We start from the raw sequence: 12,008 nt of genomic DNA, 5'->3' as shown, positions 1-12,008 counted from the left end.
ACGACGGCGCGTCAGTGAGGGTCTGCCGGCTTACACGCGAGGATGAGCCGGCACCGTGGGCTGCCGTCGCGGTGCCGGCCCAGGGCGGTCAGGTCGATGGCCGTCGTGGTGAAGCCAGCCGCCGTCAGGTCGTCGCGGACCGCGGACAGCGGGCTGGTGCGGTAGTACATGACGAACGGCGGGCGCCACACGGCATTGCGGACCCGCATGGCGAGGTCGAATCCGAGCGTGACCCAGTGCGAGACCGAGCCGGGGTGCGGCGGCGCGCCGATCGGGAAGGCGAGGAGCCCGCCCGGCCGCAGCGCGCGGTACACCCCCTCGAAGAGTGCGGGCCGTTCGGTGGGCAGGAAGTGCCCGAGCGCTCCGAAGGTGACGGCGAGGTCGAAACTCTCGGCGAAGGGCAGGGCCCGGGCGTCGGCCCGTACCCACGTGGCGTCCGGGTGCGCGCTTCGCGCCTGCGCGAGCATGCCAGCGCTGAAGTCGACGCCCGTGATCCGCCCTTGGCACGCGGACCTGAGAACCGGCATGCCCGCGCCGGTGCCGCAGCACACGTCCAGTCCATCGCGGAACGGCCCGAGTTCGGACAGCGCGTCGGCGGTCGCACCGAGAATGCTCTCCGGGGTGCGAAAGGGCGTGTGGTCGAACTTCGGAGCCAGCAGGTCGTAGCCGCGCTCGACCGAGGACAGCGCCTGGGCGCACAGCTCACGAAGAGACGGTCCTTGAGGCGAGAACACCGGCCGAGGGTACCCGCCGGACGTCCCAGCGCAGCGGAAGCGGGCCGCGCCGGACCGTCTTCCAAGAGCGACTAGCCGCCCTTTTCCGAGGAAACTGTCGAGCCATGGCACCGCCGTTCGTCACCAAAGCGAACCAGCCACCGAGGAGCAAGGAGCACACCATGCAGTACGCGATGCTGATCTGCGGCGACGAGGACGCCTGGACGGACCTCACCCCGGCCGGCGAGGAGGAGGTCATGAAGGAGATCTACGCGTGGTACGAGAAGTGGCAGCCGAGCGGCAAGATCGCCGACGGGGGCGTGGAGCTGCAGCCTAAGCACACCGCTAAGACGATCCGGCGCGGTACGGACGGGGCGCCGGTAGTGACCGACGGACCGTACGTGGAGCTCAAGGAGGTTATCGGCAGCATCGTGATGCTGGAATGCGACTCGATCGACGAGGCCGTCCGGATCGCCTCGGAGTGGCCGTCGTCCGGCGGCATGAACACCATCGAGGTGCGTCCGGTGATGGTGCGCGAATAGCCGGAGTCACGCCCGAAACTCGGCGATCCGGCGCGACATCAGCTCGCGCTCGGCCGGGTTCGTGGCCAGGTCGAGCGCCCGGGACGCGGCAGCCAACGCCGCGTCCCGGCGCCCGAGCAAGGCCAGCAGATCGGCGTGGGTGGCGTGCCAGAGCCGGTACTCCGACAACCGCTCGCGCAGGTCCAGTACTTCCGCGAGTGCCGCCTGCGGCCCGTGCGTGAAGCGCGTGGCCACCGAGCGGCTCAGCAGCACCACCGGCGAGGGATCCAGCGCGTACAGCCGGTCGTAGAGCGCACGCACGTCGGCCCACCTCGTCCCCTCGTAGGACGGTGCGAGCGCGTGCAGCGCCGTGATGCCGGCGTGCAGCTGGTAGGGCCCTGGGCGCCCCTGCGCCACCGCGGCGCGTAGCCGTAGCGCCGCCCGATCGATGAGTTCCCTGTCCCAGCGGCGGCGATCCTGGTGCTCGAGCAAGACGATGCGTCCGCGCGAGTCGAACCGCGTCGCCGCGCGGGCCTCGTGCAGCTCCAAAAGCGCGACGAGGGCGGCGGCCTCCGGCTCGTGCGGCAACAACACCGCGACCTGACGGGCCAGCTCGAGCCCCTCGCGGGCCAGTTCCCGACGCTGCCTGGCACCGGTCGACAGGTAGCCCTCGTTGAACACCAGGTAGATCACCGCGAGGACGGCCGGCAGCCGATCCCCATACGCCGCGGGCTCAGGTACCTCGAACCGCACGCCCCGCTCGCGCAGCTGCCGCTTGGCGCGGGAGAGCCGCTGTGCCATGGTCGGCACCGGCACCAGAAAAGCAGCCGCGATCTCGGCGGTGGACAGGCCGCTCGCCGCGTACAGGGTCAGCGCCACCCGTGCCGCCTCGGCGAGGTCGGGATGGCAGCACGCGAAGATCATTGCGAGCCGGTCGTCGACGCCTGGCTGCGGTGGCGGCTCGGCGCCGACCGCGGCGATCTTCTCTCGACCCACGACCTCGCGTCGCAGCCGGTCCACCGCCCGGCGCCAGCCGGTCGTGACCAGCCAGCCGGTCGGGCTCTGCGGCACCCCGTCCTCAGGCCAGCGCTTGAGGGCCTCCGTGACGGCCTCTGCCAGCGCCTCCTCGGCCAGGTCGAAGTCGCCGAGGCGACGGCTCAACGCGCCGAGCATGCTGGCCGCCTCGCCGCGCCAGACCCGCTCCACCAGTGAGGCCACCTCGGTCATGCGACTACGGTAGTAAGGACGGGCTGTCTGGGGCGCGATGGTCGAGCACGTGTCCCGGAGCCGGTACCCGGCGAAGGCGGGTGGGGTTGACGGTGCTGCGTGGTGCCGCCCGAATGGCGGGCCTGCTGGTCGTGGTTGTGTGCCTCGGCTACATCCTGGGCGGCTGTTCCGGCGCCCCGGCTGTCCCGGAAGCGAGCCAACCGCCCCGAACGCCGCCGACCCCGACTGCCCCGCCGACGGTGCGCGCCGAGCCCTCGAGCCCGACGCCCACCCGCATCGGGAACGCCACCGCAGCGCCACCGTGGCTGGGAACGCGCGTCCTCCCGGTGGGGCCGAGCGGGTTCGCCGCCCCTCAGGACACCCCACCAGAGCTGCGTAATCGATCCATCATCACCGTCGACGACCTGCCACCGCCGCGCGATGGCCGCTTCCACGCAACCGTGAAGGCGGCGCCCGCCAGCGTGCTCGCCCGGTCCAGCTGGACCAAGGATTGCCCGGTGGCCGCGGCGGACCTGCGCTATGTGACGGTCGGTTTCCGCGGCTTCGACGGCCGCGCACATACCGGGGAGTTACTGGCCAACGCGCGGGCCGCCGACGAGCTCGTCACCGTGTTCAGGCGACTCTTCGCCGCCAACTTCCCGATCGAGCGAATGCGGATCTCCAGCGCCGCCGAGCTGAACGCCGCGTCGACCGGCGACGGCAACACCACCGAGGCGTTCGCCTGCCGGCCGGTGCGAGGCAGCACGGCGTGGTCCCAGCACGCCTACGGGCTCGCCGTGGACGTCAACCCGTTCCAGAACCCGTACCACAAGGGGCAGGTGGTGCTACCGGAGCTGGCCAGCGCCTACCTCGACCGGGCCGAGGCGCGGCCCGGAATGGTGCGGCCCGGCGGGCCGGCCGTGCGGGCCTTCGCCGCCATCGGCTGGCAGTGGGGCGGCGACTACCGATCGCTGAAGGACTACATGCACTTCTCTGCCACTGGCGGCTGAACCGAACGGGCACCCGTGTGGCGCACCGTTACCGAGACCCGACCAGGTACAGGGCCAAGATGTGGCAGGGGCTTGTTGCGACGAACGGTCCCTGCCCTGGTGGGAGGGACCGCGTGGCGTCTGTGCGCCGGGGGGGAACACCGGCGCGGGCGAGGTCAGTTGCGTTCGTGCCTGTTGTTTTGCCGGAGGGCTTCTTCGAGTTGGTCTTCGAGGATGATGATGCGGCAGGCCGCCTCCAAGGGGGTGCCTTGGTCGCAGATTTCTCGGGCGCGGGCGGCGAGCCGCAGTTGGTAGCGCGAGTAGCGGCGGTGGCCGCCGGCGGAGCGCTGCGGGTTGATCAGTTTCGCCTCGCCGAGCCGGCGCAGGAAGTCCTGCGTCACGCCGATGATTTCGGCGGCGCGGCCCATGGTGTAGGCGGGGTAGTCCTCGTCGTCGAGCATGTCGTCGGGTTGAGCCACGTCACCTCTGAATGTATGTGCGTCGAGGGCCCCGGCGCGGATCGCGCCGGGGCCCAGGGTTACGGGTTTGACACCATCTACCGGCCAGAAGGCCGGCTTGCCTTGTCCACACCGCCCACGTCGTGGGTGCGGTGCGAGGATCGCATAATCGTGACCGAAGACCACCTCTCAGTTCGAGGGAAACTACGGTGTCCGCCAAGCCCTTGTCGCGGCCGGTGGCGGGCGATCCAACGGTGTGCGGCCCTCCCTTTCCTCTGCGTCCGTTGTTCCTGTTCACATGTACCTGTACTGCCGTACTGAGCTGGGCCCGAACGTGCCTTGGGGGCCTGCTCCTTCACCCTCTGACGGGGTGGTCTCGTCCGCGTCTTTTGTAGTCCTCGCTCTCGACCTCAGGAACATTAACCTTCGATCGCGAGCATGTCTAGTACCGCCGACATAGATTTTTTGTTCGGTGCCTCCCAGACCGCCACGTTCGCGGCCGTGTAGAGCCGGGGTCAGCCGCTACGGCCGGTGATGATCCAAGCTCGAGAGCCGACATACACCCCGTTTCCGGTGTCGCGATCGGCGAGGGCGACGCGGAGCCGCCGGCGAGAGCGTTCGGCGCTCTGCGCGTCCGCGGTGGCGAGGAACTCCTGGGTGTAGCCCATGCTGGTGACGAAGTCATAGGCGGCGTCGGTGTCCGGACCGTAGTAGACCGGCTCGCATACCTCCGTGACGCCGACATCGACGAAGCCCGCCGCCGCCAGCATGGCCGTCGTGGCGGCCGGGTCGGCGAGCGCGAACGGGGCTTCGCCCACCCGAGAGGCAGGCTCAGGTACGTCGGCGCCGATGGCCTCGCGAACCAGGTTGTACCACTCGTTGCGATCGCGGCTCTGCCAGACCATCAGCACCAGACGTGCTCCGGGCCGCAGCGCATGCCCGATGTTGGTGAACGCAGCTATCGAGTCGGTGAAGAACATCGCGCCGAACCGGCTGACGCACACGTCGAAGTGCTCCGGCGGGAACCGATGGATTTGCGCGTCGGCCTGCAGGTAGGAGACGTTGCGAAGTCCGGCCTGCTCGGTGAGGTGTCGGGCCCGTTCGAGCACCGATGCCGAGACATCGACGCCCAGGGCGCTTCCGGCCACGGCGGTCCGGCCGGCATCTCGCGTGGAATCGCCGATGCCGCAACCGATGTCGAGCACCCGGTCACGCCGGCCGACCTCGGTGGCAACGCGGAAGCGAGCCCCCAGGCGGCGCAGCTCATCGGCCATCCGGTCGGCGTGCCGGACCTGGCGATCGGCGGCACTGCGCGCAGGCCGCCTCCATGCCTCGACACCCGGCGGGAGGGTTGCCGCCGAGGAACGGTTCACTGCTCGATCCTCGTGGCAGACGCGGCAGCCGCGTAGCCCGCCAACATGTCCGCCAACTCTTTGGGGCGGCTGAGTGAGACGCAGTGGCTGCCCGCGATCTCGTCGGGGACGATGCCCAGGCGGTCGGAGACCAACCGGCGAAAGAAGTCCGGCGGGAAGAAGCGGTCCTCGCTGCAGAGCACGAACCTCGTCGGTACGTCCGGCCACGCATCCAACGGCCACGGAGCGGCCGACGCGGCCGTGGACGGATGCGCGCGCTCCTTGCCCATCGCCTCCGCCGCCAGCGTCCGCGGTACATCGTGGTAGAAGCTCACGTAGGGGTCCGCGTTGCCGGTCAAACCGCCATCGCGCTTGGCCTGTTCCTCCACAGCGCTCTGGTAGCCGGTGTTGGCCCACCACTCGTCCGGCGACTCACCCGGCGACGGGATCATGCCGGCCAGGAGGACCAGCACATCGACGGGCAGCCGATCGGCGACCAACGCGGCGGTGAACGCGCCGAACGAGTGGCCCACGACGACCAGGTTCTGCCGCTCACCGACAGCCTCGACCACGGCGTCGGCGTAGTCCACGAGGGTCTTCGACTCGTCATCACCCGGAAGGTCGGGTGCCAGCACGTCGTGCCCACGCGCTCGTAGCTCGGCCTCCACCAGGTGCCAGGACCAACCGACGTCTCCGCCGCCGTGGATCAACACAAATGTACTCATTGGACTCTCCTCTATCGTTGGACTCGGATCATCTTTGGAACGGTGCGACCGTTGCGGCGGTCGCTGTCATGCCACTCACGCTAGGGCTCAGCCATCATTGTGAAAAGCGATGGATTGCGATCTACTCGATCGCCAGAGCCGATGATTACGCCGAGGGAAGATGGACGCATGATCGGTGACCGGTGGGGCGTAGCCGACAGCGACGTATCGCGCTGGTATCCCTGCGACGATTTCGTCGATTCACCCGGCCTGAAAGCTTGGCGGGGCGTGCGGGTTGAGGCGCCCACCGCAGCGGTGTGGCCGTGGATTGCGCAACTGAGGCTGGCACCTTACTCCTATGACTGGATCGACAACCTCGGCCGCCGTTCACCTCGACAACTGGTGGGCCTTCCCGAGCCCCGCGTCGGAGACGCATTCACCACTGCCGGCGGGCGGAAGCTGGGCAGGATCGTCTCGGTCGAGCCGGGGAAACACCTGACGGGCACCATCATGGGCGCCTTCATGTCCTACGTGCTGGTGCCCGAAGAGCACCACGCGACGCGCTTGCTGCTCAAGGTCGTCATGCGGACGACCGGCTGGACCGCCCTCGGGCTGTCGGTCGGCGACCTGGTCATGGCGCGACGGCAGTTACTGAACTTCAAGCGACTCGCCGAGCGCCACCACCAGGCCACAGCCACGGAACCAGAAATCCGGTGAGTCCATGATTGGTTCGTGCTGGACGTGCTCGAAGGGAACGAACGATCTCAGGCGGCGGTGGCGCGTACCGGCATGACGCTCGTCTGGCGCGGCGCTGACGCGGGAAACCCCGACGCCTCGGCCGTGCGACTGCTATACGCCGATCGGCAGCTGTCGGATGAGGTCGTCCAAGCCCTGACCGAACGGTGATCATCCCGACACCGCGAAATACTACACAATCAACGCAGAAGCGGCCGGCCACTCTCGATCAACGCAGGTGGCTCAGCAACTCGCGGTGCGCACCGCCCCGGAAAGCGTGCACCTGGCGCGCTTTCCGGGGCAGATCCGCGCATCCTTCCCGCTTGCGACGATCACGTACGCACCGACCGCAGCGTGTCCACAGAGGACGAGGGTTTCGACGCGGTGGCGAGTGCTGTCTCAGCCGGCGTTGCGGAGGATGACCACGCCGTGGTTGTAATCGGCGATCACGACGTCGGTGCGGCCGTCACCGTCGACGTCGCCGACCGCGAGGCCGTCGTCGTTGTAGTTGCTGGCGTACGGCACCTGGTCGATTGCTGCCTGGCTCAGCGTGCCGTCGGCCCGCTGCAACAGCGTGCTCATACGCTCCCAGCCGCCGTGCACCGTGACCACGTCGTTGCGGCCATCGCCGTCGATGTCCGCCGCCCGAACCGCCTGCGGGATGTCCATGACCGGGTAGGTGGTGGGCTTGGCCAGCGTGCCGGTATTGGTCTGCGGGAACACCACCAACTGCGCGGCGGGACGGTTGCCGCCCTCTGTGACCAACAGGTCGGCGCGGCCGTCGGCCGTGACGTCGGCGACCTCGACGCCGTTGACGGACACGTCACGCACCAGCGGCACCTCGCGGCGCCAGTACTCACCGAGGTTGCGGTACACGGTCACGTAGTAGCCGCGGAATCCCACCGCGTCCGGGCGCCCGTCGCCGTCGAGGTCACCGACCCGCGCCACCGTGGTGCTCTCGGTGGTCACCGGCAACTTGGTGAACGTCCCGTCGTCGCCCTGGGTGAGCTGCACGATGCCGGCCCTGCCCGCCACGAGCAGGTCGGAGTCTCCATCCCCGTCCAGGTCGGCGGCGGTCAGCTGGGACGCCTTCGCCGGCGAACCGGCGAGCACGCCCAGGCTCTCCAGAATGCCTGCGACGCTCTGGGCGAAGATCTCCACCCCGCTGGCAGTGGCCACCGCGACGTCGAGCCGGCCGTCACGGTTCGCGTCGAGCACCGCGAGCCCACCAGCGTCCCCGTACGCCATGCGCGTCTGGTACTTGACCTCGGGGCGAAGCGAACCGTCTGGCCGCTGGGAGTAGACGAACAGCTTGTAGTCGTTTTCCTCGTCGAAGTAGTAGCTGGTCGTGAGCAGCACATCGTTGCGACCGTCGCCGGTGACGTCGCCGACCGCGACGTTCTCCGGCCAGGACCCGGTGGTGATCGTCTCCAGAGGCTCGTAGTGCCCAGACATGATCGGCCCCATGAGCAGCCGCTCGACCGCGGTGCCCTTCGTCGCGTCCTTCCGCCGGGTGTCGTTGAGTGGAGCCCCGGTGCGGTCCACCCGGCGGGTGTCGTCCTCGGCCGTCGGCGCCGCGACCGCCGCGCTGCTCGCGACGGCGACGGTGCCGGCCGCGAGGAGGGCAAGGGGCAGCGAAAGACGTAGTGACATGTTTCCCCCGTTGCTGTCATGCCGCCGTGTCGCAGCGGGCAACGACGCCCACCACCTAGCGACAATGGTCGATGACAATGCCAATGACGTGTTTACACTGTCCTGTCCGGACGGTCAACTGGCGCACCTACAGCGGCGGGGTTATTTGCCTCCACAATAGACGGTCGACTCAGAGCGCCGCGTCGAGCCGTTCCCGCTGGTCGGCTGTGAGGGTCAGGGTGGCCCCGGCGATAGCCTCGTCGATCTGCGCGGCGGTGCTGACGCCGACGATGGGCGTGGCGCTGGGCTGGCCGCCGATCAGCCACGCCAGCACGACCTGGCTGCGGCTGGTGCCGATCTCCGCGGCGACCTCGTCGAGGGCGGCGAGCCGGCGTGTGGTGCCCGGGTGGTCGTACTCCTCCGGCAGCGGCTTGTCGGCCCGCGTGTACCGGCCCGACAGCAGCGGCGTGTACGCCCAGATGGCGATCTCCGGGTGGCTCTGCACGTAGTCGATGACCTCGTCGCTGACCGCGCCGAAGCGGTGCACGACGGTTGGCCGGGTACCGGGACGGGGCGCCAGGTAGGTGTGGTGCTGCTGCACAGCGGTGTACCCGGCCACGCCGGCCTCCCGCGCGAGCTGCCTGGCCTGTTCCAACCGCCACACCGCGTGGTTCGAGGCGCCGAGCCGGCCGACCGTCCCCGCGGAGACCAGTTCGCCGAACGCGGCGACCGTCTCCTCCAGGGGCGTGGCGCGGTCCTCCTTGTGCGCCCAGTACAGCTCGACGTGGTCGGTGCCGAGCCGGCGCAGGCTCCCCTCGATCGCGTTCTTGATCACCGCGCCGGACAGTCCTTCGGCGGTCTCCGGAAACCGGCCAGCCTCGGTCGGCTCGCACCCCACCTTGGTGCTGATCCGGACCCGGTCGCGCACGCCGGGCCGGCGGGCCAGCCAGCGTCCCAGCACGAGCTCGCTCTGCCCGCCGAAGCCGCTCGGGTCCTCCCAGAACGCGTAGCAGTTCGCGGTGTCGATCCAGGTGCCACCGGCCTCGACGAAGCGGTCGAGCAGTTCGAAGGAGCGGCGTTCGTCCTGCACCGTGCCGAAGAGCATGGCGCCCAGAACCAGGTTGTCGCCGACTAGCTGAGTCATACGGCAACGCTATGCCGACTTCGGTCAGGTCGTACGCTCCAATATCGTGGCGGATTCCCAGACCAATTTCGCGTGGGCCACGCTGCTCGACGTGGACTCGCCCGGTGCCGGGCCTGTGCACGAGCGGCTCGCGCGGGCGCTGCGCACCGCCATCCGCCAGGGACGGCTGGTCGAGGGCGACGCCGTGCCGCCGAGCCGGGCGCTCGCCGAGGAACTGGGCTGCTCCCGCTGGGTGGTGACGGAGGCGTACGGCCAGCTTGCCGCCGAGGGGTACCTCACCGGCCGGGTCGGCTCCGCGACGCGCGTCTCGTGGACCCCGGGCGCCGCGGATCACCACCGGCGTGGGCGCGCCGAACGCCAGCCGGCCACCGTCCGGTACGACCTCGCGCCGGGCCTGCCGGACCTGCGCGCGTTTCCGCGGCGCCGGTGGACGGAGGCGGTCCGCTCCGCGATCGGTGACGCCGTCGGCCACGACCTCGGCCTGCCGGACCCGGCCGGCCACCCCGCCCTGCGCCGCACGCTCGCCGACTACCTGCGGCGTTCTCGGGGCGCGGACCTGCGGTCCGCGCAGGTCGCCGTGTGCGCCGGCATCACCGACGGTCTCGCCCGGGTGTGCCGCACGCTGCGGTCCGCCGGGGTCACGCACCTGGCCGTCGAGGACCCCGGCTGGCCGCGCCTGCGAGAGGCGGCGTCGAGCGCGGGGCTGCGCGTGCATCCCGTACCCGTCGACGGCGACGGCCTGCGGGTCGGCGACCTGCCGGCCCGCGGCACGATCCGCGCCGTCGTGGTCGGCGCCGCCCACCAGTTCCCCACCGGTACCGTGCTGTCGCCGGCCCGCCGCACCGACCTCGTCCGCTGGGCCCGGGCCGTGGACGGGTACGTCATCGAAGACGACTACGACGCCGAGTTCCGGTACGACCGCCGCCCCGTCGCGGTCGTCCAGGGTATGGACCCGGACCGGGTGTTCCTGCTCGGCTCGATCAGCAAGACCCTGTCACCCGCGCTCGGGCTCGGCTGGCTCGTCACGCCCGGCGCGATGACCGCCGCGCTGCGCTCCGCCAACCCAGTCGCGCCCGCACCCCCGGTACTCGATCAGCTGGCCCTGGCCTCCTTCGTCGATCGCGGCTGGTACGACGCCCACCTGCGGGCCGCGCGGCGACGATTCCGCGCCCGCCGCGACCTGCTGGTCGCGACCCTCGCGGCCCGCCTTCCGCGGGGCCGCGTCGCGGGTACCGCCGCCGGGCTGCACCTGCTGCTGCACCTGCCCGCCGGCACCGACACGGCCGCCGCCGTCAGGAAGGCCGCGGTCGCGGGGCTGAGGCTGATGGACCTGTCCGCGTACTGGTCCAGCAGACGCGAAACACCAGCGCTGGTCATCGGGTACGGCAACATCACGGACGCCGACATACCGGCGGCCGTCAACCTGCTCGCGGATGTACTTGCTCCTACGTGACGGCCAGGTCACCGAACGCTCCGCGCTCGTGCTTGGCGAGGTCGTACCGCACGGCGCCGACGTCGATGATGATGATGATGATGAGCAGCGTCCACGAGTCGTGCGCGTGTGTGGCTCAACCGGGGCGCAGGTCCGTGGCCGGCAGGCCATACTCGGCGCGCAAGCGCTCGGCTATAAGCGAGCGGTGACACGCCTCCGGATCACGCTCGACGCAGAAAAGGGCGGTGGTCGAGTCGTCCGGAAGCTCCGCCACCAGCGCGCCGAGGTCGAACGGGTCGAGGATCTCACGGGTGTAGCGCTCGGCGTACTCGGCCGCGAGCGAGCTGCGGTTGCGCTTGCCCACCCCTTGGCGGTCGTCCTCGCGGTACTGGAGCTGGCGCAGCTCGGTCGTCGGCGCCAGCTCCTTGACGTGCCGGTAGCCGATGTCCGCCGCGGCGAGCGCGCGCTGGAGCCGCGCCGAGTTCGCCCAGGAGTAGTCGGGCCCGCGGACAGCGCGGCGCTGGCGTACGTCGAGTAGCAGGTGGACGTCCGCGTGCCGCAGGCGTCGCAGGAAGGACTCGCCGTCGAAGCCATAGACGCCGATTGTCACCACTCTGAGCACCGGAAATCACCCACCTGCTACTCGTGCCGGATCAGCCGGCAGCCCTACCGGAAGCGGCGAGGTCGCATCACGCGACGGCGGTCCCCTCAAGCTCGACCATCAGGGTGGGGATCGCCAGCCGTGTCACCCCGAGCATCGTGGTGGCCGGCGCCACCCTGGCGGCGCCCAACCTCGACGCCAGCACGCCGTAGTGCTGGAAAAGCAGATCGACGTCGGTGGTGTAGACGTTGAGCCGGACGAGGTTCGCGAGGGACATGCCGGCCTCGCCGAGAATGGCCTCCAGGTTGTCGAGGCTCAGCGCCAACTGTGCCGCCATGTCACCGTCATGCTGGGGCTTGCCGTCGCCGCTCATCGCGGTCTGTCCGGAGCAGTACAGAGTCCGGGTGTGCCCGGAGACGATCTCACCCTGGTTGTATCCCAGTTCCACCGACCACGTCCACGGGTTGACCGCCGTTCGCTCCATTGCCATCTCAGCTCCATTTGTCGAGAGTGTGGGCACG

General features: G+C 69.9%; 14 protein-coding genes. 5 read left to right on the top strand and 9 right to left on the bottom strand.

The genetic code is table 11. The annotated features are described in order from the left end of the window. Nucleotides 1–11 precede the first annotated feature (11 nt). Nucleotides 12–734, bottom strand: coding sequence for a class I SAM-dependent methyltransferase (locus tag V6V89_RS12890; protein ID WP_334619299.1), 723 nt, complete (start codon nucleotides 732–734; stop codon nucleotides 12–14). A 104-nt stretch (nucleotides 735–838) separates the two neighbouring features. On the opposite strand from V6V89_RS12890, the gene V6V89_RS12885 reads away from it, so the two are divergent. Continuing rightward, complete coding sequence (locus V6V89_RS12885) at nucleotides 839–1,255, top strand: YciI family protein (RefSeq protein WP_334619298.1); 417 nt, start codon at nucleotides 839–841, stop codon at nucleotides 1,253–1,255. Between the two features lie 6 nt (nucleotides 1,256–1,261). On the opposite strand, the gene V6V89_RS12880 is transcribed toward V6V89_RS12885, so the two are convergent. Continuing rightward, on the bottom strand, nucleotides 1,262–2,461 hold the full coding sequence (locus V6V89_RS12880; RefSeq protein ID WP_334619297.1) for an RNA polymerase sigma factor: 1,200 nt from the start codon (nucleotides 2,459–2,461) through the stop codon (nucleotides 1,262–1,264). A 92-nt stretch (nucleotides 2,462–2,553) separates the two neighbouring features. Here V6V89_RS12880 and V6V89_RS12875 point away from each other — a divergent pair, with 92 nt between their 5' ends. After that, entirely contained in the window at nucleotides 2,554–3,450 is an 897-nt protein-coding gene (locus V6V89_RS12875; protein ID WP_334619354.1) for a M15 family metallopeptidase, read from the top strand. A gap of 155 nt (nucleotides 3,451–3,605) precedes the next feature. Here the strand turns inward: V6V89_RS12875 and V6V89_RS12870 are convergent, their stop codons facing one another. From V6V89_RS12870 to V6V89_RS12860, 3 genes are all read right to left on the bottom strand, one after another. Beyond that, nucleotides 3,606–3,890, bottom strand: a complete 285-nt coding sequence (locus V6V89_RS12870; RefSeq protein WP_334619296.1) for a helix-turn-helix domain-containing protein — start codon at nucleotides 3,888–3,890, stop codon at nucleotides 3,606–3,608. A gap of 512 nt (nucleotides 3,891–4,402) precedes the next feature. Further along, complete coding sequence (locus V6V89_RS12865) at nucleotides 4,403–5,260, bottom strand: class I SAM-dependent methyltransferase (protein WP_334619295.1); 858 nt, start codon at nucleotides 5,258–5,260, stop codon at nucleotides 4,403–4,405. Continuing rightward, entirely contained in the window at nucleotides 5,257–5,964 is a 708-nt protein-coding gene (locus V6V89_RS12860; RefSeq protein WP_334619294.1) for an alpha/beta hydrolase, read from the bottom strand. Before V6V89_RS12860 ends, V6V89_RS12865 begins: the two co-directional genes overlap by 4 nt. A 168-nt stretch (nucleotides 5,965–6,132) precedes the next feature. On the opposite strand from V6V89_RS12860, the gene V6V89_RS12855 reads away from it, so the two are divergent. Next, nucleotides 6,133–6,660: a polyketide cyclase gene (locus V6V89_RS12855; protein WP_334619293.1), complete on the top strand. Its 528-nt coding sequence runs from the start codon at nucleotides 6,133–6,135 to the stop codon at nucleotides 6,658–6,660. Nucleotides 6,661–6,675: 15 nt separating this feature from the next. Then, nucleotides 6,676–6,849, top strand: a complete 174-nt coding sequence (locus V6V89_RS12850; protein ID WP_334619292.1) for a hypothetical protein — start codon at nucleotides 6,676–6,678, stop codon at nucleotides 6,847–6,849. A gap of 228 nt (nucleotides 6,850–7,077) precedes the next feature. Here the strand turns inward: V6V89_RS12850 and V6V89_RS12845 are convergent, their stop codons facing one another. Both V6V89_RS12845 and V6V89_RS12840 read right to left on the bottom strand, forming a co-directional pair. Further along, a complete protein-coding gene (locus V6V89_RS12845) occupies nucleotides 7,078–8,331 on the bottom strand; it encodes an FG-GAP repeat domain-containing protein (RefSeq protein WP_334619291.1) in 1,254 nt (417 codons plus the stop codon). 169 nt (nucleotides 8,332–8,500) lie between these two features. Beyond that, entirely contained in the window at nucleotides 8,501–9,454 is a 954-nt protein-coding gene (locus V6V89_RS12840) for an aldo/keto reductase (RefSeq protein ID WP_334619290.1), read from the bottom strand. Between the two features lie 46 nt (nucleotides 9,455–9,500). Between V6V89_RS12840 and pdxR the strand changes: the two genes are divergently transcribed. Continuing rightward, the gene (pdxR, locus tag V6V89_RS12835) at nucleotides 9,501–10,907 is read left to right on the top strand and encodes a MocR-like pyridoxine biosynthesis transcription factor PdxR (RefSeq protein ID WP_334619289.1); all 1,407 of its coding nucleotides are present in this window, start codon (nucleotides 9,501–9,503) and stop codon (nucleotides 10,905–10,907) included. 115 nt (nucleotides 10,908–11,022) lie between these two features. On the opposite strand, the gene V6V89_RS12830 is transcribed toward pdxR, so the two are convergent. Both V6V89_RS12830 and V6V89_RS12825 read right to left on the bottom strand, forming a co-directional pair. Beyond that, on the bottom strand, nucleotides 11,023–11,508 hold the full coding sequence (locus V6V89_RS12830) for a DUF488 domain-containing protein (protein ID WP_334619288.1): 486 nt from the start codon (nucleotides 11,506–11,508) through the stop codon (nucleotides 11,023–11,025). A gap of 67 nt (nucleotides 11,509–11,575) precedes the next feature. Then, nucleotides 11,576–11,977 (bottom strand): RidA family protein, encoded by a 402-nt coding sequence (locus V6V89_RS12825; protein ID WP_334619287.1) that lies wholly within the window; start codon nucleotides 11,975–11,977, stop codon nucleotides 11,576–11,578. Nucleotides 11,978–12,008 lie beyond the last annotated feature (31 nt).

Source organism: Micromonospora sp. CPCC 206061 (assembly GCF_036906915.1).
In the GTDB taxonomy this organism is placed as follows: domain Bacteria; phylum Actinomycetota; class Actinomycetes; order Mycobacteriales; family Micromonosporaceae; genus Phytohabitans.
The sequence above is the reverse complement of the archived record's forward strand: the minus strand, read 5'-3'. Positions and strand labels throughout refer to the sequence as shown.

Bases quoted from the DNA above. Each gene is read 5' to 3' on its own strand.
- V6V89_RS12880 (WP_334619297.1), bottom strand. From the start codon at position 2,461: ATGACCGAGGTGGCCTCACTGGTGGAGCGGGTCTGGCGCGGCGAGGCG.
- V6V89_RS12855 (WP_334619293.1), top strand. From the start codon at position 6,133: ATGATCGGTGACCGGTGGGGCGTAGCCGACAGCGACGTATCGCGCTGG.
- V6V89_RS12860 (WP_334619294.1), bottom strand. From the start codon at position 5,964: ATGAGTACATTTGTGTTGATCCACGGCGGCGGAGACGTCGGTTGGTCC.
- V6V89_RS12845 (WP_334619291.1), bottom strand. From the start codon at position 8,331: ATGTCACTACGTCTTTCGCTGCCCCTTGCCCTCCTCGCGGCCGGCACC.
- V6V89_RS12885 (WP_334619298.1), top strand. From the start codon at position 839: ATGGCACCGCCGTTCGTCACCAAAGCGAACCAGCCACCGAGGAGCAAG.
- V6V89_RS12825 (WP_334619287.1), bottom strand. From the start codon at position 11,977: ATGGCAATGGAGCGAACGGCGGTCAACCCGTGGACGTGGTCGGTGGAA.
- V6V89_RS12870 (WP_334619296.1), bottom strand. From the start codon at position 3,890: ATGCTCGACGACGAGGACTACCCCGCCTACACCATGGGCCGCGCCGCC.
- V6V89_RS12840 (WP_334619290.1), bottom strand. From the start codon at position 9,454: ATGACTCAGCTAGTCGGCGACAACCTGGTTCTGGGCGCCATGCTCTTC.